The organism is Acinetobacter sp. HZNU-JH01, assembly GCF_037996845.1.
Lineage (GTDB): Bacteria > Pseudomonadota > Gammaproteobacteria > Pseudomonadales > Moraxellaceae > Acinetobacter > Acinetobacter haemolyticus.
This window is the reverse complement of the sequence record NZ_JBBMZX010000001.1, coordinates 1,264,562-1,286,530: the sequence shown is the minus strand read 5'-3', so window position 1 is coordinate 1,286,530 and position 21,969 is coordinate 1,264,562. Positions and strand designations below refer to the sequence as shown.

The 21,969-nt window shown below is 41.0% G+C and carries 16 protein-coding genes, 2 tRNA genes and 1 rRNA gene; 10 read left to right on the top strand and 9 right to left on the bottom strand.

Features of this window, described 5'->3' with window-relative positions:
• Positions 1-265 precede the first annotated feature (265 nt).
• The 5 genes from ppx (at position 266) to AAC851_RS06085 (ending at position 5,436) form a co-directional block, all read left to right on the top strand.
• Positions 266-1,786: an exopolyphosphatase gene (gene ppx, locus AAC851_RS06105; protein WP_004637977.1), complete on the top strand. Its 1,521-nt coding sequence runs from the start codon at positions 266-268 to the stop codon at positions 1,784-1,786.
• 89 nt (positions 1,787-1,875) lie between these two features.
• Positions 1,876-2,700: an acetyl-CoA carboxylase carboxyltransferase subunit alpha gene (locus AAC851_RS06100; RefSeq protein WP_017396254.1), complete on the top strand. Its 825-nt coding sequence runs from the start codon at positions 1,876-1,878 to the stop codon at positions 2,698-2,700.
• A gap of 56 nt (positions 2,701-2,756) precedes the next feature.
• Positions 2,757-4,028 carry a tRNA lysidine(34) synthetase TilS gene (tilS, locus tag AAC851_RS06095; RefSeq protein ID WP_445290555.1) on the top strand — a complete coding sequence of 424 codons (1,272 nt, stop codon included), beginning with the start codon at positions 2,757-2,759 and terminating at the stop codon, positions 4,026-4,028.
• Between the two features lie 3 nt (positions 4,029-4,031).
• On the top strand, positions 4,032-4,871 hold the full coding sequence (gene proC, locus AAC851_RS06090) for a pyrroline-5-carboxylate reductase (protein ID WP_005085274.1): 840 nt from the start codon (positions 4,032-4,034) through the stop codon (positions 4,869-4,871).
• Between the two features lie 16 nt (positions 4,872-4,887).
• Complete coding sequence (locus tag AAC851_RS06085; RefSeq protein ID WP_004637981.1) at positions 4,888-5,436, top strand: YggT family protein; 549 nt, start codon at positions 4,888-4,890, stop codon at positions 5,434-5,436.
• 65 nt (positions 5,437-5,501) lie between these two features.
• On the opposite strand, the gene polA is transcribed toward AAC851_RS06085, so the two are convergent.
• On the bottom strand, positions 5,502-8,267 hold the full coding sequence (gene polA, locus AAC851_RS06080) for a DNA polymerase I (RefSeq protein WP_005085272.1): 2,766 nt from the start codon (positions 8,265-8,267) through the stop codon (positions 5,502-5,504).
• Between the two features lie 187 nt (positions 8,268-8,454).
• Here polA and AAC851_RS06075 point away from each other — a divergent pair, with 187 nt between their 5' ends.
• Positions 8,455-11,325 carry a DUF2339 domain-containing protein gene (locus AAC851_RS06075; RefSeq protein WP_340600653.1) on the top strand — a complete coding sequence of 957 codons (2,871 nt, stop codon included), beginning with the start codon at positions 8,455-8,457 and terminating at the stop codon, positions 11,323-11,325.
• Here AAC851_RS06075 and AAC851_RS06070 read toward each other — a convergent pair whose 3' ends face one another.
• Entirely contained in the window at positions 11,326-12,243 is a 918-nt protein-coding gene (locus AAC851_RS06070) for a mechanosensitive ion channel family protein (protein ID WP_340600652.1), read from the bottom strand.
• 9 nt (positions 12,244-12,252) lie between these two features.
• Positions 12,253-13,071: a hypothetical protein gene (locus AAC851_RS06065; RefSeq protein WP_004637985.1), complete on the bottom strand. Its 819-nt coding sequence runs from the start codon at positions 13,069-13,071 to the stop codon at positions 12,253-12,255.
• Positions 13,072-13,164: 93 nt separating this feature from the next.
• On the opposite strand from AAC851_RS06065, the gene gspE reads away from it, so the two are divergent.
• A complete protein-coding gene (gspE, locus tag AAC851_RS06060) occupies positions 13,165-14,655 on the top strand; it encodes a type II secretion system ATPase GspE (protein ID WP_005085264.1) in 1,491 nt (496 codons plus the stop codon).
• A gap of 56 nt (positions 14,656-14,711) precedes the next feature.
• On the opposite strand, the gene AAC851_RS06055 is transcribed toward gspE, so the two are convergent.
• From AAC851_RS06055 to AAC851_RS06030, 6 genes are all read right to left on the bottom strand, one after another.
• Positions 14,712-15,143, bottom strand: coding sequence for an organic hydroperoxide resistance protein (locus AAC851_RS06055; protein ID WP_005085262.1), 432 nt, complete (start codon positions 15,141-15,143; stop codon positions 14,712-14,714).
• Between the two features lie 152 nt (positions 15,144-15,295).
• Positions 15,296-15,658, bottom strand: a complete 363-nt coding sequence (locus AAC851_RS06050; RefSeq protein WP_262444313.1) for a DUF4951 domain-containing protein — start codon at positions 15,656-15,658, stop codon at positions 15,296-15,298.
• A 188-nt stretch (positions 15,659-15,846) separates the two neighbouring features.
• Positions 15,847-16,671 carry a carbon-nitrogen hydrolase family protein gene (locus AAC851_RS06045; protein WP_340600651.1) on the bottom strand — a complete coding sequence of 275 codons (825 nt, stop codon included), beginning with the start codon at positions 16,669-16,671 and terminating at the stop codon, positions 15,847-15,849.
• Between the two features lie 28 nt (positions 16,672-16,699).
• A complete protein-coding gene (gene gigB, locus AAC851_RS06040; RefSeq protein ID WP_004637990.1) occupies positions 16,700-17,221 on the bottom strand; it encodes an anti-anti-sigma factor GigB in 522 nt (173 codons plus the stop codon).
• 102 nt (positions 17,222-17,323) lie between these two features.
• Complete coding sequence (gene gigA / locus AAC851_RS06035; protein WP_004637991.1) at positions 17,324-18,292, bottom strand: RsbU family protein phosphatase GigA; 969 nt, start codon at positions 18,290-18,292, stop codon at positions 17,324-17,326.
• A gap of 131 nt (positions 18,293-18,423) precedes the next feature.
• On the bottom strand, positions 18,424-19,317 hold the full coding sequence (locus AAC851_RS06030) for an MlaA family lipoprotein (protein ID WP_004637992.1): 894 nt from the start codon (positions 19,315-19,317) through the stop codon (positions 18,424-18,426).
• 557 nt (positions 19,318-19,874) lie between these two features.
• On the opposite strand from AAC851_RS06030, the gene AAC851_RS06025 reads away from it, so the two are divergent.
• The 3 genes from AAC851_RS06025 (at position 19,875) to AAC851_RS06015 (ending at position 21,694) form a co-directional block, all read left to right on the top strand.
• Positions 19,875-21,412 (top strand): 16S ribosomal RNA (locus AAC851_RS06025).
• A gap of 59 nt (positions 21,413-21,471) precedes the next feature.
• Positions 21,472-21,548 (top strand) — tRNA-Ile (locus tag AAC851_RS06020).
• 70 nt (positions 21,549-21,618) lie between these two features.
• A tRNA-Ala gene (locus AAC851_RS06015) sits at positions 21,619-21,694 on the top strand.
• Positions 21,695-21,969 lie beyond the last annotated feature (275 nt).

Below are 21,969 nucleotides of genomic sequence, written 5' to 3'. Positions count from 1 at the left end.
ATGTATGCCTCATTCGTGTTGTTTTAGCCTACACCGCAAAGCATACCTCGAGTATCAACGGACTCTATTTATGTAAGGGTTGATTACGATTATTCAAGTTTCGAAGTAAAAAGTCTAATGGTTGCTCACGATGCCGATCATCGACTTATACAATGATTTATGCAAGAAAAGTGAAATACCTGGTTTTTATTGATGAAAATGACTTTAAAATTCTAAGCGTGTGAATTACTCTAATGCGTGAATTGAGCATGGGTTTATATAAATAATGTCTGATTTTCTGATTGATGAGGAATTACTTGCTGCGATTGATATGGGATCAAATAGTTTCCATCTCGCAATAGCTCGTGTTGATCACGGTGAAGTGAAAAAAGTTGCTTCAATGTCAGAAAAAGTACAGTTAGCTGCTGGACTCGATGAAAATAAAAATTTAACTGAAGCTGCACAGCAAAGAGGCTTAGCTTGTTTAGCGCGTTTTGTCGGGCGTTTGAGTTCAGTTCAGCCGAATCGTTTGAGGATCGTAGCAACGAATGCGCTTAGACAAGCGAAAAATGGACATGAATTTATCCAGAAGGCTGCTGAAATTTTACCTAAACCCATTGAAATCATTGCAGGTCGTGAAGAAGCGCGTCTGATCTATCTTGGGGTTTCCCATACCATGGCCAATGGTGGACGTCGTTTGGTGGTCGATATTGGTGGTGGTTCAACTGAGTTTATCATCGGTGAGAAATTTGAACCACTACATACTGAGTCCTTGCAAATGGGCTGTGTGGCATATAGCAAAGCCTACTTCGCTGATGGTGAGATTTCAACCAAAGCTTTTGACAAGGCAGTAGTTGCTGCACGCAAAGAAATGTCAGGTATTGCCAATACTTATAAATCCGTCGGTTGGGATACCGTGGTCGGTTCGAGTGGTACCATTAAAGCTTGTCGCCAGATTTTAGTGCACCTTGGATGGAGTGATGAGCAAGAAAATCTCACCCGAGAAGGACTTTATAAATTAAAAGATCGTTTACTCAAATTTAAGCATACATCTGAAATTGACTTTGAAGGTCTACGCGAAGATCGTCGAGCAGTTTTGCCAGCAGGGGTGGCGATTTTGTATGCAATTTTTGATGTATTAGATATTGATAAACTTGCCTATTCGGATGGTGCATTACGCGAAGGTGTCATGTATGACTTACTGGGTCGTTTCCAACATGAAGATATTCGTGATCGTAGTGTTCAAGCATTGATGGGACGTTACAACGCTGATCCTAAGCAAGCAGAACGTGTCGTCAAAACTGCGCAACATTTATTTGATCGTGTTGCTGATGCCTTAAATTTAACGACTGAAGACAGTGACTTACTGCGTCGTGCCGCTTATTTACATGAAATTGGTTTAGCAATTAGTCATGGCGGATATCATCGACATGGAGCATATTTATTGCAACATTCGGATATTCCAGGCTTCTCTCAAATTGATCAAAATCATCTTTCACATCTCGTTTCGCATCATCGACGTAAGTTACGTGCTGATGCAAAAAATGATGTTTTTAAGGTGGGAGGAAAGCATTTAGTCTATCTTTGTCTATTACTTCGCCTAGCTGTTTTACTTAACCATAGTCGTAGCGATCAGATGCTTCCTGCCATTGAACTGAGTGTGGTAAATGATCAACAATGGCAATTGAGCGTATCTGGCGATGCTAAACAATGGCCTTTGTTAGTTGCTGACTTGCATGATGAGCAAGTGCAATTTAAAAATTGGGACATTGAGTTAAATATTCAGTCAGACAAATTTGTTGATTAACATAAGGATTGTTGACCTTTGAGTTAATTATACGCGGCTTATAAAGTGTCAATATACCTTATATCCTTGTTAGGGATTTTCTACGACGTATGAAAAATAAAGCGACTCAGTCCAAGGCTTGGACTACGGTTCAAATTGCACGCCATCCTGAGCGTCCGCAATTTCTTGATTATGTAAGTGAAATTTTTACCGAGTTTGATGCACTACATGGTGATCGTTTATTTGGTGATGATGGTGCAATGATTGGTGGTTTGGCTCGTTTTGACGGTCATCCAGTCATGGTGGTTGGTCAACATCGTGGACGAAGTACTCGTGAAAAGTTACAGCACAACTTCGGTATGTGTAATCCTGAAGGATACCGTAAATCGCAACGTTTACTGGATATGGCTGAACGGTTTAATTTACCAGTATTTACCTTTGTTGATACTATGGGTGCTTATCCTGGCGTAGGTGCTGAGGAGCGTGGTCAAGCAGAAGCGATCGCGACCAGTTTGGCACAACTTTCTAGTTTAAAAGTTCCTGTAATTGCCACTGTATTGGGTGAAGGTGGTTCGGGTGGTGCGCTTGGTATTGGTGTTGCTGATCGTGTGATTATGTTGTCACATAGTATTTATTCAGTGATTTCTCCTGAAGGTTGTGCGTCTATTTTATGGAAGACAGCTGAAAAGGCAGCACAAGCTAGTGAAGCATTAGCATTAACTGCTGATAAATTAAAGGCTTTAGGTATTGTTGAATACGTTGTGGATGAAGGTGAAGGTGCTCATTTAAATCCTGAAAAAGTCATGCATGACCTAAAAGATGTGTTAAAACAAGCTTTAGATGAATTGCAACCAATGGATGCACAAGCACGATGCGACGCACGTTATCAACGTTTAATGAAGTTTGGCAGCAGCAATTTAGGCATCGCGTCTTAACTCAAGCACAGCATTTTACAGAAAAAGCTCAATTCTTAATTGGGTGTAGCGGCGGCATGGATTCCATGCTGTTGCTGTATCTAATGTCTGAAATTTTCCCCAAGCAAATCCGTGCAATTTATATTGATCATCAGCTACAGCAGATGAGTGCTGAATGGGGAATACTTGTACAACAGCAGTCTGAAGCTTTGAATATCCCTTGTATTATTCAAAAAGTATCTGTTGATGCAGGCAATTTAGAACAACAAGCACGGCATGTCCGTTATCAAGCGTATCAACAACATTTAGATGGCCATGAAATTCTTGTGCTGGCACATCATCAACAGGATCAAGCTGAAACTTTATTACTTCGGTTATTTTCTGGGGCTGGTGTCAATGGGTTGGCTGCAATGCAGCAAATTGACAATCGAAAAGATTTTACCATTTGGCGACCTTTCTTAGATTTAAGCCGAGAACAGATTGAACAATGGTCAAATCAACTCGGCTTTGAATATGTGATTGATCCGACCAATTCGGATATTCATTATGATCGAGCGTGGTGTAGAGAGGAGTTATGGGGCGTCTTAGAAAAGCGCTTCCCTAAAATGCAGTTAGCTGTAGCACGAACAAGTTATTTAATGCAGGATGCTGCTGAAATCTTGGATGATGTGTTAAAGGCAGATTATCAGCAATGTGTTGTCGATCATCAGCTTGATTTAGAGCAGTTAGCTCAGCTTTCCACTGCACGGCAACGCCAATTACTTTCAGCTTGGATTAAAGGTGATGGGCAATATCGTCCAAGTTATGAGATGGTCAAGCGTCTACAAAATGAAGTTATTTTTTCTAAGCCAGACGCACAGGCTAGTTTGCATATTCATCCATATTATTACCTGCGCTATCAGAAAAGATTATATCGTCTTACGCATGATGAGCTTTATGCTGAAAAAGTATCGACGATCCCCAATATATCCCCCCTCTGTTTTTTTGCAGGGCAATCTATACAGGTTGCTGCTGGAAAATTTGAAATTATTTCTCAAACAGTTGGGCTTGCGCCAGAATTACTTGGACGAGAATTAAAGTTGCTCAAGCGACAAGGTGGGGAAAAAATTCATCTCTATGGTCGAGTGGGGCATTGGCCGCTAAAAAAAGCGATACAAGAAGCACAGATTTTGCCTTGGTTACGTCATACAATTCAAATATTAGTCGTAGATAATGTTATGCTTGGGGTTTTTAGCCCAAAGGGTTTTTGGTTGGCGCAATCTGAGTATGTGGTACAGGGCGGTTGGCAACCAAGTTTAATTTCTGACTGTAATGATTTTTCTGATCAGTCTTTTTCATATCACGAGTAGGACATGGCGACTTCATTGAATCAAAATATCTGTTTTATTGGCGGCGGTAACATGGCGCAGGCCTTGATTGGTGGGTTACTTTCACGCGGTTTACCCGTAACACGCATTACAGTTTCAGATCCTGTTGAGCAGATTCGTCAAATATTAGAAGAAAAAGGCGTTCAGACCACCACAGATAATCTCGAAGCGATTAAAAATGCGGATGTGGTTGTTCTGGCAGTTAAACCACAAGTGTTGGCAACGGTATTACAACCATTAAAAGGGCTGTTGTCAGATAAACTTGTGATCTCAATTATTGCTGGCGCAGAGATTCAAACCATTTCAGACTTAATTGGTGGAAGTCAACGAGTTGTTCGGGTGATGCCAAATACACCAGCATTGGTTCAAACGGGTGCGCATGGGATCTATGCTCCAGCGGCAGTAGGGACGCAAGACCGTGAATTAACCAGTCAAATTTTAGCGGCGACTGGTTTGACGATTTGGGTGGATAATGAGGCCCAAATAGATGCAGTGACAGCGGTATCCGGTTCTGGCCCAGCTTACTTTTTCTATTTAATGGAAAGTATGATTCGCGCAGGAAAGAATCTTGGTTTGGATGAAAAAGTAGCAACAGCATTGACTTTGCAGACAGCTTTAGGCGCGGCGCAAATGGCAATAACCAGCTCTAATTCTCCAGCAGAGTTACGTAAAAATGTGACTTCTCCAAATGGTACGACGCAGGCAGCATTAGAGGTGTTTGATCGTGCCCAGATTTCACAGAATATTCAAGCAGCACTTGCAGCGGCTCAAAAGCGTAGCCAAGAGCTAGCGCAAGAGTTGAGTGACAAGACTAAATCGGTTTAAGTAGGATAAGACAATTATGGGTGCTAGTTCTGCGCTAATTTTTGGTGTTTTGATCAATGTTGCAATTTTATTGGTCTTTTTCCGTTTTTTAATGCAATTGGCGGCAGTCAGTCCTTATAATCCTGTGGTGCTTTCCACTGCGAAAGCAACCAAGATTGTAGATATATTTGGTCGTATTTTCCCAACCGTTGGCAAAGGGCGAGTAAATTTAGCAGCATTAATTTTGGTGGTTTTGCTTTATTTCTTGAAAATGTGGGGAGAAAAGCATTTATCGGGTATTGGCACAGGAAGCACCATTTACTTTATCGTTTCGACGATCAAAGAAATGTTATTGTCTTTGGTGACCTTACTTAAATATATGATTTTTGCTTTTATTATTTGTAGCTGGATTATGATGCTTTCACAATTCAGATCGCCATATATTGAGGTTATTCAGGAACTGGTTGAGCCAATTCTTGCGCCATTCCGTAAAGTAATGCCGAATATGGGGATGATTGATTTATCACCGATTCTTGCATTTTTGGTATTGTTTGTTGCTGAAACCATGCTCAGAGCGATTATCTAAGCTTGATTTTAGAATATGAGTCAATAAAAAAGAGATGCTGAGCATCTCTTTTTTATTACAAAGGATTAGTGTGCAGCGTCCCAATTTTGACCTTGGCCCACCTCTACCACGAAAGGAACTGAAATATCTAAGACAGATTGCATCACCTCCGCAATTTGTTTAGATAGCTCATCTGCAATCGTTTCATCTGCTTCAAATACCAATTCATCATGTACTTGAAGTAAAAGTTTTGCTTGGTCTTTTGGTAAAATTTTATCGACTGCGATCATGGCAAGTTTAATGATGTCGGCGGCACTACCTTGCAGTGGTGCATTAATCGCAGCACGTTCAGCAGCTTGTTTGATCATTTTATTGTTTGCCAAAATATCAGGTGTATACAGACGACGACCTAGAATGGTTTCTACAAAGCCTTGTTCACGAGCAATTTGACGGGTGCGTTCCATATAATCCAAAACGCCCGGATAACGCTGGAAATAACGTGCAATATAGCTACGAGATTCTTCCCGTGTAAACCCTAATTGGCGGGTTAAACCAAATTCAGACATCCCATAAAGCAAACCGAAATTGACGGCTTTCGCTTGACGGCGTTGGTCATTGGTAACATCTTCAATATCAATACCAAGCACTTCCGCAGCAGTACGACGATGCACATCCTGACCTTGTTGGAACGCATGGACCAGCGCATCATCTTGAGAAAAATGCGCCATGAGACGAAGTTCAATTTGTGAATAATCGGCTGCCAACAAGACGCGACCTTCGGGTGCAATAAAAGCTCTGCGGATTTGACGACCAATCGGTGTACGAATTGGGATATTTTGTAGGTTTGGATCGGTTGAAGATAAGCGTCCAGTCGCTGTCAAAGCTTGATGATAGCTTGTGTGTACACGGTGTGTAGAATCATGCGATTGTTCAACCAAGCGATCTGTATAAGTATTTTTAAGTTTAGCTAAACCACGATGCTCTAAAATTACTTCTGCTAAAGGATGCTCGATTTTTTCTAGAATACTTTCACTGGTGCTGTATTGACCAGTAGCTGTTTTTTTACCACCTTTGAGGCCTAAACGATCAAATAGCACCTCACCAACTTGTTTTGGAGAGGCGATGTTAAATGCTTCGCCTGCTAATTCGGTGGCTTGATTCTCTAAAGTTTGCATAGTTTCAGAGAATTCAACGCTGAGTTGATCTAGGAATGCGTGGTCAAGCTTAATCCCATCTTCTTCCATACCTGTTAGTACGCGTGCAACAGGCATTTCGATGTTATGTAGAATATTTACAAGTTCAGGATGATGTTTAAGTTTAGCGGATAACACTTCATATAGACGGTAGGTTACATGAGCATCTTCAGCAGCATAGTGCGCAGCAACTTCGAGTTCAATTTGGTTAAAGGTTTTTTGTTTCGCACCTTTGCCTGCGATTTGTTCAAAAGTGGTTGTTAAATGGCTGAGATAAACGCGTGCTACATCATCCATACCATGTCGTGTCGCTGCTGCATTCAATACATAAGAAGCGAGCATGGTGTCGAAGTACCAACCTTGGATCGTAATACCATGATTGGCAAAGATATGAGCATCATATTTTAAATGGTGTCCGATTTTCTTTACTTGTTCGTTTTCGAGAATCGGTTTGATCTGTTCCAGAACATGTTCACGATTGAGTTGTTCAGGTGCTCCTTCATAATCATGAGCAACAGGAACATAATAGGCATCATGTGCATCAAATGCGACTGAGAAACCAACAAGTTCAGCAATACGATAATCTAAATTGGTTGTTTCTGTATCAATCGCAAAATGATCTGCTTGTTGCATGCGTTGCAACAATGTCGCCCAATCTGCTTGCGTGAGCACCGTATGATAAGTTGCATCACCTAATTGATCATCTTGACTAGAGAGATTGGCATGATCCTCGGCGATGACTTGCTCAGTTTTCTGTTCTGATTTAACAATACTTTGCGAGGTCTGTTGATATGCAGGCGTATTTGGGTTGTTAGGATGATCCAAAGACTGTAATTGATTACGAAATTCTAATTCAGTATAGAGATCACGTAATTGATTAATATTCGGATTGCTGAGTTTAAGATCATGCCAATCTAAGGCTAAATCAAGATCACAGACTATACTCGCAAGCTGATGGTCAATTTTAATATTGTCCAAATTATCTTTGATATTCTGGCTAATTTTGCCTTTGAGTTGATCTACATTGGCAATGATATTGTCGAGTGAGCCATATTCGGTGAGTAGCTTTGCTGCTGTTTTAGCACCTACGCCAGGAACTCCCATGATGCCATCAGAGGCGTCGCCCATCAACGTAAGATAATCAATAATTTGATGTGGATGTACCCCAAACTTTTCTAAAACACCTGCTTCATCAAGAACACGCTCTTTGAAACTATCCTCTAGCTTTACATGTGGATTGACAAGTTGCGCCATATCTTTATCTCCTGTTGAGATAAGAACATGGTGACCTTCTGAAAGCGCACGTTTGGTTAATGTGCCAATAATGTCATCGGCTTCAGCACCAGGAAGGCTGTAAAGGGGAATGCCTAGTGCTTTGATCAGTGCATGTAAATAAGGAATTTGTTGTGATAACTCCTCAGGCATGCTTGGGCGATCACCTTTATAAATTGGTGATAATTTATGCCTAAAGGTGGGCTCTGGTGTATCAAAAATAACCGCCATGTGCGTCGGTTGAGTGCGACGCATGAGTTTTTGAATCGCAGAACTTGCACCACGTATTGCATTGGTATGTAAGCCAGTAGATGTGGTTAATGGTGGTAATGCGTGAAAAGCACGAAATAAAAAATAAGACCCGTCAACCAAGACAAAAGGTGGCATTGTGCAAATCCTTATTATGAACTGACGGGTATTTTACGTGAAAAAGTCTGGGTTGTCCCTGTTGTGGTGTGATCAGGCGGCGGCTGGTGTCGTTTAAAAATTGCAGAATTTTGTATGTAAAAATAGCTGCTTACCCAGTGATCCAGTAAGATAGATTTAATAAATTTGTCATTATTGATCTAAGCCTATGTATAAAAAAGATAAACAGGGAATTATTATTGTTTTAATTGCATTGACTGTTTTGTTGGGTTTTGCTGTTGCTTTCCAGTGGCAAGCAACAATTGTTGCCGCGGCAATTGGTCTAACTGTCGTTATTGTGCACATTCTTTCTGAGATTCATCAGCGTTTACGCCAATTGGAACAGGCTGCACCCAGTTATTTCGCACAAACGGCGAGTATTACTGTTCAACGAATCGTTATATATAGTACTTCACTGATTGCACTTTTTGCTTATGCCAATACGTGGATGTGGTTAGCGGGTGGGGCATTATTGGTGCTTACTTTGTGTCTGATTCAAACCATGAGTGCATTTCAAACGAGACTTTTACATTTAGAGCAATATCATCAGAGTCTGTCTAAAACTGACAATCTTACGAAGGTGTCCCCACAACTCCAAAATCCAGATTCCTTGACTCAAGCCCCATTACCACAATCGTCATTATCCGCTTCCGGTTCACAATCAGAGCAGCCAGCATGGATGCGTGCTGATCAACCACCTGTGCATGATCAAACCACACAATCCTCTATAGATGAGATGAGTTCAAAACAAATCGAACAACCAACATGGTGGCGACCTGCTGTTGATTGGATGATGCATGGTAATCCTATTTTGCGTGTTGCCGTGGCTGTACTTATGGTTGGGGTTGTCTTATTGCTTCGATTTGCAAGCGAACATTGGCAGTTAAGTTTGAGTGCTAAGCTTGGCTTTATTGCCGCTGCTGGAGGTATAACGACATTTGTAGGATATATATTACAAAAGAAAAATCAGTTATTTGCAGTTGCTTTACAAGGTTTGGGATTGGCAGTTGTTTTTCTGACATTGATCTTCTCACATCATTTTAGTGTGATTGCAAGTCTAACGAGTGCAAGCATTTTATTTGTGATTTTGCTCTCGCTGACTGTTTATCTCAGTCTAAAGCAACAAGCCTTGTATTTGGCATTGTTGGCATTGACCATGGCTTATCTTGCGCCGTTGGTGATTCCGCAACACCATCCAGATGTAATTTTTCTGTTTTCTTATTACTTCCTTATTAACCTAGCCGTTGCTGTTGTTAATTTTATTCAGCCTTGGAAAATTCTGCATCAAATTGCTTTTTTTGCCACGATGTTAATCGGCGGTGCTGTGATTGGCATTTATGCTGATCGTCAACAGTTTAATACGCTGGATATCATCCTCTGGTTGCATATTGCACTATTTATTTGGTTGAGTGTTCGCTATAGCCAGTTGATGTTACGTGCTCAAAAGCAGCATGATGATGTAAAACTAGATATGCCTCGTTTACAGCCGATTTTAGATATCGGGTTGATTTTTAGTGTGCCCGTATTGGGTTTTTCTCTGCATGCTTATCTGATGCATAACTCGACTCAAGCATTGACTTGGGGAGCTGTTGCGCTTGCCTTAATTTATTTAGTTTTAAATATCTGGATTAAGCGCCAATATCCACAGCTTTCGATTTTGGCAAAAAGCTTTTTTATTCTTGCAGTCGTATTTTTGGCACTGATTTTTCCATTGGCCAAAGGTGCACATTGGACTTCAACGGGGTGGGTAATTCAAGGAACTGCTTTAATTGTTTGGGGGGTAACGGAACGTTATCGTCTTAGCCGTTATATTGGGGTTGCCTTAGTGTTGTTAAGCTCAGTGGCATTGATTTTTCAGGTTTGGTCAACTGAGCAATTTCCAATTTTGAGTACTATGATTTATGCATTGGCTCAATTCATTTCAGCATTTTATTTACTACATTATCAGGATGTGGAGAAATATTTCAGTGCACGTATGCTAAGTGGCATATTTGTCATTTTGGGTATGTATGCAGGAGCGATTGCAGGTGTGGAATTCATGCAATGGCAACAACATGGTTTGAGTCCATATTTAGCGATTGCAACTGGATTACTCGTAATTTATAGCTTGCTTGTTGATTACAAAGGCCAAGTCCGTTGGGATCGTATTCAGTTGATCTTGTTGGCGGGTCTGTTATTTTTACTTTATGCAGCAAGTTTTGCAGCAAACGTATATGCAGTATGGCATTGGCCAAGTGCTTTAAGTCAGGCCACTTTTGCGCTGGCGGCAGTGCTTCTCAGTCTGATGCTACTTCGTCTCAAATTTTCTAATTCCAAAGTATATACAGATATTTGGTCAACCTTGTTGTGGTTAAGTCTGGCGATTATTGGTTTAGCTCTATTTCCAGCGATGCCGATTGTCGCACTTGCAATTGTTCCACTTCTCTATGGGGTGTGGTCATTTAGCTCAAAACGAATGCAGTTACTTCAACAATTACCTGTTTGGTGCTTAACCTTGTTCTGGTTGTTGTTGATTAGTTTAGATCCTTATTCTGCTGAGCAATATTACTTTTTCCCACTGTTAAATTTTACTGATATTTTCTCATTGTTGATGTTTGCTGGTCTGATTTGGATTATTTATCACCATGACTTCAGTACTGAACGTTCAATTGAATGGAGCTTCAAAGTCTCGACGATTTTGATGGGATTATTGGTTTTGAGTAGTGTGGTGGTGCGAGCAATGCATCATTATTTCAACACACCACTATGGAGTGTGGAAATTTGGTCGAATGGTGATGTGCAATTAAGCTTAACGTTGCTTTGGGTTATTTTGGCATTTATTTTGATGACTTTTTCTAGTCGCCGCCATCTTCGTCAGATTTGGTTTGTTGGGGCGGCATTATTGGCAATCGTAGTTGCTAAGCTGTTATTACTGGACTTATCTCAAAGTGGTACGTTGACGCGTGTTATTTCATTTATTGGTTCAGGGGCAATTATGTTGGTGATTGCCTATTTAGCGCCATTGCCACCTGTACTTGATCAGACTGAGAAAGAGAGCTGATTAACTCTCTTTCGGTTCTTTTTTGAGTGCTTTCTGGTTTGCGTATTGATCGATTTCATCATTTTCTAAAGGTTGAGGTCGGTCAATTAAGCCCATTTTAGGCACTGGGATTTCGATTGAGTTTTCCAAGAATCCATTGCGAACACGTTCTTGCATTTCATCGCGTACTTTCAATGCATTTTCTTGACGACACCACACAGAAAATAAAAGTTCAATGGTTGATTCTCTAAATGCTGTGACAGCGACTGCGGGTTTTGGATCATCCATGACCAGTGGATATTTTGTAGCAACTTCCAATAGAACTTGTCTGACTTTAATAATATCTTCATGGAAATTAATCGCCAATGTGATGGGAATCCTTCGTATCGGATACTTTGATAAGTTCATTACTGGAGTTCGAATCAGTTGTTCATTGGGGAGGCGAATATAGACATTATCCAAAGTCAGGAGTTTGACGGATAAGAGGTCGATTGAGATGACTTCACCTTCAATAGTCTGACCACGAATGAGCGTGATTTGAATGGTATCACCGACTTCAAATGAGCCTTCACCAATCAAGAATAGACCGCTAATCAAGTTGGTGGCAGAAGTCTGTGAAGCAAAACCCAAAGCTACAGTTAAGATACCCGCTGCACCTAAGAAGACACTAAGTTTAAAGCCAGCTTCCCTCAAGCTGGTCATAATGAATAACAAGAAAATAAAGTAAAAAATACCCCGACGCCACAGTAAGCGTTGGTGTGCATTGAAACGGCTGCCAATCGTGCGGATAAAAGCATTGGATACTAATCGAGCGATCACAAACCCGATAAAACACAAAATAATCGCGACTGTGATTTCACTGAGCCGTTCAAAATTAATATTGGTGAAAATACTGGTGAGGTTGCTAGCAACATCTTTTGGAATATTAGTATCTGGCATAGCAACCTCTTAAAAGAATGAATCAAACATATTTAAAAAAGTACTATTGGGTGAGCGTGGAGGATGAATATAAGTGACTTCACCTGCCTGATGTGGTGTTCGATTTTCAATTCGAATACGAACTAACTCTTCACCATCATAATAAACTTTAATTTTCGAGGTCCATAGTCGTCCAGTGCCTTCACTATAGAATAGCGGCAGTGCAGGAACGGGGACATTCATTCGATCAAAACGTAATTGGTGATGACTGGTGTTGTGAAATTCAATCGGTGTAACGGCTCGGAAGGCACGGGGTGGTAATAAGTTGAGATCAGTTCGACCATCAACAGAAGTGGCGTAACAAACTTCACCTTGTTGAGGACTTTTACCAAACCAAGTGTCTTTAGGTTGAATGACAGGAATGTCGAATAACGGTTCGGTTAAGCCATCCACCAAGCCTGCAATCCATAACGGTGTGCTGATATAGAGCGTACCACGTTGACCTGCGGGGATATAAATCGGATCGACGGGTTTAATTACCACAGATCGATCTGCTAAGCGAGGCATTAAATGAAAGCTATCATTGGTTTTGTGAAACATATAGCGTTCAATTTTTGCAGGGTGTGGCATTGCAAACTCTGTATCCAGCAACGCTTGCCATTGCTGCTCATAGTCATGCTGAGATTGAGGGCGATGATATTCTAGACGCCATTCTTTGATTCCACGGGTAAGGCGGAATAGCAATGAACCGAATTGCCAAGCTTTGGCTTGCTGAATATCGAATTTTTGTTCGCCCCACCACTTCAAACTGTTTGAATGTGGAGTTTCGTATTGATTATTTTGAGACAAGATGCAAAATTCCTTTGTGAGTATGCTAAACAGACTTCACGCTGTAATCTGCTTAGAGTACACTCAATACTTTCTCTTATCATTATTTGTGTGATGCAAATACTTAAACAAATACAAATTCCTTATAGTTTTGCCAAACGTCATGGTGTTTTGTTCCGTTACGAAGGCGATCAAGTTTTTATTGTGCGGCGTAAGGATACTGCGCGAATTGCTTTGCAGGAAGCTCGACGAATTTTGGGGAAGTCGGGACATGATCAATTGTGTACCGATCAAGAGTTTCATGCTTTATTAAGTTCGAGCTATGCCGGGGATACAGGTGAGTCGCAGCAAGTTGCGGCAGGCTTGGAAGATCATCCTGATTTATTGAGTCTCGCTGATCAAGTACCTGAGGCTGAAGATTTAATGGATCAAGAAGATGATGCGCCAATCGTCAGGTTGATCAATGCCTTATTGTCCGAAGCGATTCGAGTAAGCGCATCTGATATTCATATCGAAGCTTTCGAGAAAAAACTTTCAGTACGTTTACGAGTGGATGGTCAGCTTCGAGAAATCGTACAACCACGCCGTGAATTAGCACCGTTATTGGTTTCACGTATCAAAGTCATGGCAAAGTTGGATATTGCTGAAAAGCGTATCCCTCAGGATGGTCGTATTTCATTACGTCTTGCTGGACGTGAAGTCGATGTGCGTGTTTCAACATTGCCATCATCGCATGGTGAACGTGTGGTAATGCGTTTGTTGGATAAGCAAGCTGGGCGTTTAAATATGACCCATTTAGGCTTAATGCAAAATGATTATGATCGTTTGACTCAGTTGGTGCATCGTCCTCATGGCATTATCTTGGTAACTGGACCAACAGGTTCGGGTAAAACCACTACTCTATATGCAGCCCTCTCTGATCTGAATGACAATACGCGCAATATTCTGACGGCTGAAGACCCAATCGAATATCAATTGGAAGGCATTGGGCAAACGCAAGTGAATACCAAAGTGGATATGACCTTTGCACGTGCACTCAAAGCGATGTTACGTCAAGATCCTGATGTGGTGATGGTGGGGGAGATCCGTGATTTAGAAACTGCTGAAATTGCAGTACAAGCCTCTTTAACGGGTCACTTGGTGTTATCAACGCTACATACCAATACTGCAATTGGTGCGGTGACACGCTTAAAAGATATGGGAATTGAACCCTTCTTGCTGGCAAGCTCATTGATTGGTGTGATTGCACAGCGTCTGGTTCGAACCCTATGTCCGCATTGTGTGACTTGGCGTAAAGCTGATGCTTTTGAGCGGCAAGTCTTTCAACATCTAAAAGTAGATGAGCATATGGAGCTGCCAGAACCTCATGGTTGCGATAAATGCTCACATGTAGGCTTTAGTGGGCGAACCGCGATTTATGAAATTGTTCCTGTCGATGAGTCAATGCGCCGTTTGATTCATGGTAATGCTGCTGAATATGAGTTGGAAAATCATGCACGTCGTCAAGCTGCGTCTATTCGTGATGATGGCTTATTAAAGGTATTAGCAGGTAAGACCACTTTAGAGGAAGTCTTACGAGTTACCAATGAAGCTGCTGAAGAGTAAGCTTTAATTAAGATTATAAAAAAACAGCATGCTAATGCATGCTGTTTTTTATTTGGTTAAGCAGTTACGATATTAAAATTTACATCGATATTATTGCGTGTCGCATTTGAATAAGGGCAGACGATATGCGCTGCTGCTACAAGTTGTTCAGCTTCAGCCTGTTCCAAGCCAATTAGATACACATTCAATGTGACTTCGATCCCAAAACCATTCGGAATGGGGCCAATCCCAACTTCACCTTCGACATAAGCATCTTGGGTAATTTTTAATTTATCTCGGTTTGCGACAAACTTCATAGCACCTAAGAAACATGCCGAATAACCAGCAGCGAAAAGCTGTTCAGGATTGGTCACTTCACCACCAGCACCGCCCATTTCTTTGGGAACACCTAATTTGACATCCAATACACCATCAGAAGAGGTGGCACGACCATCACGACCACCAGTCGCTTTTGCTTTTGCGCGATAAACAACTTGTTCAAGAGACATAATTCTTATTCCTAATAATACTATTCAATGCCATTTGATCGTACTTGATCTAAATTAAAATACAAGTCAGCAAACGTTGCTATACCCTTAAAATAAAAAAGCATAAGTGCTGAGACTTATGCGAATACTGAAAGAAAGATTACAAGAAAAAATTACCATAAGTCTGCAATTTTTTTCATCAGGCGAGCACGATAGCGTGCTGTTGGATTGTTGGCATTATTCTGGACTTCGTTTTCATAATATTGTTGCCATGCACGAATCATTTCCAGTGTTGTGCCTTTTTGTTTAATAATCACCACATCTTCACGTTGAATATAATCTAGACGCTGTCTCGCACCTTCTGGACCTGTACCCCAGCCAATAACCCACTGACCAAATGCATTTAAAGATAAATTTTGTGGTGTCATTGAATGAGTGGATGTCGGTGTTGACTCGTGTGTATTTTCATCTACTGATGTTGCGTGTAGCTGTGTAGTAGCCCCAAGAAGTAAAAATGCTGCAATCAATCTAAACATGAATTAAAGCTTAAAATAAAAATGGTCGTGAGTGGTGATTAAATCAAAGCACAATTTTGCTTTGGTTTTAAGTCATTTAATCATTTGTATTAAATCACGATTTAATCCCAGCATATAGCTGAAAATTGACCAGTTCAGTCAGATTTAAATTTTTCAATTATGCTGATCACAAGTATTTGGGATAAAAATTAATAGTTCAATAATCGACGATGTTGCATCAATGGCATTGAGAGACGAATGGTCTTTTGTTCTGTTAGATCAATTGCACTGGTAATTAAAGCATGACCTTCAGTGTTCAATATTTGCAGGAGCTGTCCACGGCTATCTGTTATAGCTGCATGTCCCCATGTTTGGTGTTGTTGCCCATGCCATCCTTGTTGTGCTGCACCAAGAACATAGCATTGGCTGTCCATCGCACGTGCTTGAAGCAGTAGTTGCCAATGCAACTGACCTGTCGTGTAAGTAAATGCTGCAGGTGCTGTTAAAATATTGGCTCCTTGTTGGCGCAGTGTTAGAGCCAGCTCAGGGAAGCGCAGATCATAGCAGACCATAAGACCAATATTGCCAAAAGGAGTTTTGGCAATAATGGTTTCATCGCCAGGTTCAAAAAACTTTGATTCTTGATAACCGCCTACAGCATCACCGACTTGAACATCAAATAAGTGAATTTTGTCATAACGTGCTTCAGTACCTTCAGGACTAATGCATAAACTTACCGTACGAACCCGACCGTCAGAAATGATTGAACCATTAGGGCGGTATGGACAAGGAAGTGTGCCAGCGATAATCCAGATCTGATGACGATGTGCTAAATCTTCTAAACGTTTTTGAATACTTTCAAATTGTTCTGCAGTCTGACGTTGTTTACCTGCGGCAAAACAAACAAAGTTTTCAGGAAAAACGATTAGCTCAGCAGCTTGATCCTTACTTTGTTGAATCAATGATTCGATAATAGAGAAATTTAATTCAATATCATCTTGGGAGTTCATTTGTACAACGGAAAGTAAGGTCATAAGCTAGCCGAAATATATAATTTAATGATTAAGCATTTTGCTTGTGATCATCATTACTCAAGCAGTCTTGTTCTTTTTGCAACTGTTTAACCAGTGGTTCAAACATATTCTGGTTGTTTTCATTTAAGCGCATCAGCGTTTTGTGCGCATCAAGTACAGTATTTAACATAGCACTATGTGTGACATGTTCTTCTGTAAGCTCTAAAGTGCATACATTTGGATCGCCACAATAATTTAAAATCACAAATACTTGCCCTAAGCCCATACTATTGGCCAAGGTTGTAATATCTGGATTCGTTGAAAGCATGACAGCTTGTATGTTGTGAGCTTGCTTAAGCTTTAAACCTAATTTTGCCAGTATGCCTAAAACAGTACTGTCAATAAATGTGGTTTGGGTTAAGTCAACGATTGCACCAACAACATTTTGCTGCTGTTCAATTCGGTTGAGTAGTTTGTCTAGACTTATACAAGAGTGAGCACGCACTTCGCCAATAAGCTTGAAAATATGCGTTCCGTTCAAACTTGCATATTCAACATGACCTGTTGACATATAAATGCCATTTTCAGAGAAAGGATATAAAATTATCCCATAGTGATATTCTAGACACAAGTACTTGGATGGTGTGACTTGGTTAAAATATTGATTTTAAAGTTAATTCAATCGACAGAGACTTAGGATTGCTATATCGTCAGCAACATGTTCAGGAGCTTGGAAAGCATTGTTCTGAAGATGTTCAACTAATTGGTTGAACTGATCATTGAGCCTGCCATCAAAAGGTTCTAATGCGCCATCTGAGCATAAAATAAACCGTGCTTGAGGGTTGAGGATGCAATGATGTTCTTCCACGTCTAGTTCTTCTGTAAGACCTAAAGGAAAACTACTCGTGGTTAAAATTTGTGGTGGTTGGTTTGGTTCAAAAATAATTGGAGGGGGGTAGTGCCCCGCACTAGACCAACGTACTTCATTGGTTTCTAAATTTAGAATAGCAGCAACCATTGTAATATGTTTTTCAATATTTTCTTGCATCAACATGGCATTCAGTTTTTTTATCAATTGACTTGGTGTTTTTGAACGACCATGAAAGGCAGCCATCCATGAAGTCAATAAACTACTCGTCACACCATGCCCAGAAACATCCGCAAGATAAAATAAGACTTCTTTATCATTCAAACGCCAATAATCATACCAATCACCTGACAAATAGGCAGAGGGTTGGAAAAAAGATTCAAATTGATAATTTGGCAGTGTGATTGGATTTGGCAATAAGCGTTTTTGTAGTTCAGCTGCTGAAGGCAAATCTCGACTATCTTGATTGCGTTTGTATTGGGCATCAATTTTAAATAAAGCGTGTTTAGGATTTTTAGGCAAATTGTCCCACATCCAACCAGCTAAAGCTCCCATTTCCCAAGCTTGAGCCAAGGCAGCGCCTTCATGCTCGAAAGCGAGCACAATCGTTGGGAGTTTCCACTGATATTTTAAAAAATCTTGTACATCAGCAATCGCAATAATCGTTTGATCGTATAAATCCAAATCATGAACTTGAATGATTTGTAGAGTCGGTAACTCTGTTAAAGCTTGATCTAAGAAAGGTATTGAGCGCGTAGGTTGGATGAAATACATAGACGAATAGTCAATCCTTTGGGTGATCATTTTTTAATTCATCATAGATGAAAGATGACCTAAAACATAGTGTTACTATAGTCGAAATGACATAGTAACACTGAAGTTTGTAAGACAATATTATTAATCAATTATTCAGTATCACTATCGAGTGAAGTATCGTCATCAAAATCATCTTCTCCATTTACAAAGGAAATATCATTCGCATCACCTCGTTTCTCAGCGATTTGGAATGCTTTACGCTGTAAATAAAAATCACGAATCATGGAATATTTATCGCCTCTAAGCGTTTCTTCAATATCTAGAATTTGTGACCGCGTATCAATGGCTTGTAATACATTAGTTGACCAATAAATGCCGTCTTGATCATCAAGTAGATATTTTTGGGGACGACCAAAACTATCAGCTGCTAGGCCAGCGCCATCACGAAAAGTACTTGGACCAAAAAAAGGTAACATGACATAAGGACCAGAAGGGACTCCATAATAGCCTAATGTCACACCAAAACTTTCTTCTTCAGTTTGTAAACCTAAGCGGCGTGCCGGATCGGCAAAGCCTAAAGTTGTTAATGTGTTGATGGTAAAGCGGCCTAATGTTTTTGCAGCACGACTAGGTTTGCCTTGAATAATTTGGTTTACAGCATTCCAAGGTTCGCCTAAATTCTTTCTAAATTGGCGATAAGGGCTACGAACAGGTTCTGGAACTTTAGCTGCGTATTGTATAGCGACAGGTTTGAGTAAATTACGATCTAGAGCATCGTTAAAAGTAAAAATTTTTCGATTTAATCCCTGTAAAGGATCTTTTACCTCATCTGGTTGGGCTGCATTTGCATTTACTTTTAGATCATCTTTGGTTAAGTGTTTTAAATCTTTGATTGCTTGAATTGTGGTTATTCTTTGAGTTGTTGGGCTTGCAGTTGCTTCTGTAGCTGGGCTCGTTGCGTTTGCTACTTCATTTTGAGCAAATACGGATGAACATGCTCCAGCAGTTAACAACCCAAGCAAGATAAAATTGGAGTAATGCATATAAATCCTTAATCGCTTTGAGCGAAATACTGTCATAAAGTGATTGCGTCACTCAACGCAATAGCTATGTAAAAGGAATACGATTTAATTATTCACTCTTTATTAAAGCAAATTCACTAACAAAATATAAGAAGAAATGTAAATTTGATCTAAAAACGTTCACTTGGAAATAAAAAATAGAGGAGGGTGTTGCATTGGGTGGGAAATACTGTAGAATGCACATCCATCGGCGGTGATGCAGATAAAAACTTGTTGAGAAACAAGGGTTTGGCTAAAGTGGTTAGATTCTTGGGTTGGTTGATAAGTTTTAAAAATATCTAAATTACCTGTTGACTTTTAAGAGATTAAGAGTAATATAGCCGACCTAGCTTGATGATGACGAATCATCGAGAAGATCATTAAGAGAATAGAAGAACAACTTGTGTGGATTTTTACTGGTTAATCGATTGAAAATATTTCATTGATTGAATGGTAGAAATTACTCGAAGTTTATTTGAGAAATTAATGTCAGAAAATTGATGAGTCAAGATTTGTAGCCATAAGCTACTAATGATTTTAAACTGAAGAGTTTGATCATGGCTCAGATTGAACGCTGGCGGCAGGCTTAACACATGCAAGTCGAGCGGGGAAGTGTAGCTTGCTACCTAACCTAGCGGCGGACGGGTGAGTAATGCTTAGGAATCTGCCTATTAGTGGGGGACAACATTCCGAAAGGAATGCTAATACCGCATACGTCCTACGGGAGAAAGCAGGGGATCTTCGGACCTTGCGCTAATAGATGAGCCTAAGTCGGATTAGCTAGTTGGTGGGGTAAAGGCCTACCAAGGCGACGATCTGTAGCGGGTCTGAGAGGATGATCCGCCACACTGGGACTGAGACACGGCCCAGACTCCTACGGGAGGCAGCAGTGGGGAATATTGGACAATGGGCGGAAGCCTGATCCAGCCATGCCGCGTGTGTGAAGAAGGCCTTATGGTTGTAAAGCACTTTAAGCGAGGAGGAGGCTACTCTAGTTAATACCTAGAGATAGTGGACGTTACTCGCAGAATAAGCACCGGCTAACTCTGTGCCAGCAGCCGCGGTAATACAGAGGGTGCGAGCGTTAATCGGATTTACTGGGCGTAAAGCGTGCGTAGGCGGCTGATTAAGTCGGATGTGAAATCCCTGAGCTTAACTTAGGAATTGCATTCGATACTGGTCAGCTAGAGTATGGGAGAGGATGGTAGAATTCCAGGTGTAGCGGTGAAATGCGTAGAGATCTGGAGGAATACCGATGGCGAAGGCAGCCATCTGGCCTAATACTGACGCTGAGGTACGAAAGCATGGGGAGCAAACAGGATTAGATACCCTGGTAGTCCATGCCGTAAACGATGTCTACTAGCCGTTGGGGCCTTTGAGGCTTTAGTGGCGCAGCTAACGCGATAAGTAGACCGCCTGGGGAGTACGGTCGCAAGACTAAAACTCAAATGAATTGACGGGGGCCCGCACAAGCGGTGGAGCATGTGGTTTAATTCGATGCAACGCGAAGAACCTTACCTGGTCTTGACATAGTAAGAACTTTCCAGAGATGGATTGGTGCCTTCGGGAATTTACATACAGGTGCTGCATGGCTGTCGTCAGCTCGTGTCGTGAGATGTTGGGTTAAGTCCCGCAACGAGCGCAACCCTTTTCCTTATTTGCCAGCGGGTTAAGCCGGGAACTTTAAGGATACTGCCAGTGACAAACTGGAGGAAGGCGGGGACGACGTCAAGTCATCATGGCCCTTACGACCAGGGCTACACACGTGCTACAATGGTCGGTACAAAGGGTTGCTACCTAGCGATAGGATGCTAATCTCAAAAAGCCGATCGTAGTCCGGATTGGAGTCTGCAACTCGACTCCATGAAGTCGGAATCGCTAGTAATCGCGGATCAGAATGCCGCGGTGAATACGTTCCCGGGCCTTGTACACACCGCCCGTCACACCATGGGAGTTTGTTGCACCAGAAGTAGGTAGTCTAACCGTAAGGAGGACGCTTACCACGGTGTGGCCGATGACTGGGGTGAAGTCGTAACAAGGTAGCCGTAGGGGAACCTGCGGCTGGATCACCTCCTTAACGAAAGATTGATGGCTGGTAAGAATCCACAACAAGTTGTTCTTCGAAGATGTATCTGAGGGTCTGTAGCTCAGTTGGTTAGAGCACACGCTTGATAAGCGTGGGGTCACAAGTTCAAGTCTTGTCAGACCCACCACTACTGACGAAGTGATGAATAATCACAAGCTGCTAGATAAAAAGATATATCGTTCATTATGATTAAAGCTGGGGACTTAGCTTAGTTGGTAGAGCGCCTGCTTTGCACGCAGGAGGTCAGGAGTTCGACTCTCCTAGTCTCCACCACGTACTTTACGAAGTACGAGCTAAAGTAAATTATAGAAATTAATAAATATCTAAATAAATCAAAAGAGATTTTGATTTGAGTTTATTAACTTCTGTGATTTATCACAGTTTACTGCAAGCTGACGAGGCTGTAGTTAATCATTAACAGATTAGTAGAATTGAGTCTGAAATAAATTGTTCACTCAAGAATTTAGATTGATCGAAGTAATTTGATTGATTTAAACATATTGAGAACTAGCAAAAACACTGAATCAAGCGTTTTGGTATATGAATTT

Coding starts and splice junctions, on each gene's coding strand:
- ppx (WP_004637977.1), top strand. CDS start 266: ATGTCTGATTTTCTGATTGATGAGGAATTACTTGCTGCGATTGATATG.
- AAC851_RS06100 (WP_017396254.1), top strand. CDS start 1,876: ATGAAAAATAAAGCGACTCAGTCCAAGGCTTGGACTACGGTTCAAATT.
- tilS (WP_445290555.1), top strand. CDS start 2,757: ATGGATTCCATGCTGTTGCTGTATCTAATGTCTGAAATTTTCCCCAAG.
- proC (WP_005085274.1), top strand. CDS start 4,032: ATGGCGACTTCATTGAATCAAAATATCTGTTTTATTGGCGGCGGTAAC.
- AAC851_RS06085 (WP_004637981.1), top strand. CDS start 4,888: ATGGGTGCTAGTTCTGCGCTAATTTTTGGTGTTTTGATCAATGTTGCA.
- polA (WP_005085272.1), bottom strand. CDS start 8,267: ATGCCACCTTTTGTCTTGGTTGACGGGTCTTATTTTTTATTTCGTGCT.
- AAC851_RS06075 (WP_340600653.1), top strand. CDS start 8,455: ATGTATAAAAAAGATAAACAGGGAATTATTATTGTTTTAATTGCATTG.
- AAC851_RS06070 (WP_340600652.1), bottom strand. CDS start 12,243: ATGCCAGATACTAATATTCCAAAAGATGTTGCTAGCAACCTCACCAGT.
- gspE (WP_005085264.1), top strand. CDS start 13,165: ATGCAAATACTTAAACAAATACAAATTCCTTATAGTTTTGCCAAACGT.
- AAC851_RS06055 (WP_005085262.1), bottom strand. CDS start 15,143: ATGTCTCTTGAACAAGTTGTTTATCGCGCAAAAGCAAAAGCGACTGGT.
- AAC851_RS06050 (WP_262444313.1), bottom strand. CDS start 15,658: ATGTTTAGATTGATTGCAGCATTTTTACTTCTTGGGGCTACTACACAG.
- AAC851_RS06045 (WP_340600651.1), bottom strand. CDS start 16,671: ATGACCTTACTTTCCGTTGTACAAATGAACTCCCAAGATGATATTGAA.
- gigB (WP_004637990.1), bottom strand. CDS start 17,221: ATGTCAACAGGTCATGTTGAATATGCAAGTTTGAACGGAACGCATATT.
- gigA (WP_004637991.1), bottom strand. CDS start 18,292: ATGTATTTCATCCAACCTACGCGCTCAATACCTTTCTTAGATCAAGCT.
- AAC851_RS06030 (WP_004637992.1), bottom strand. CDS start 19,317: ATGCATTACTCCAATTTTATCTTGCTTGGGTTGTTAACTGCTGGAGCA.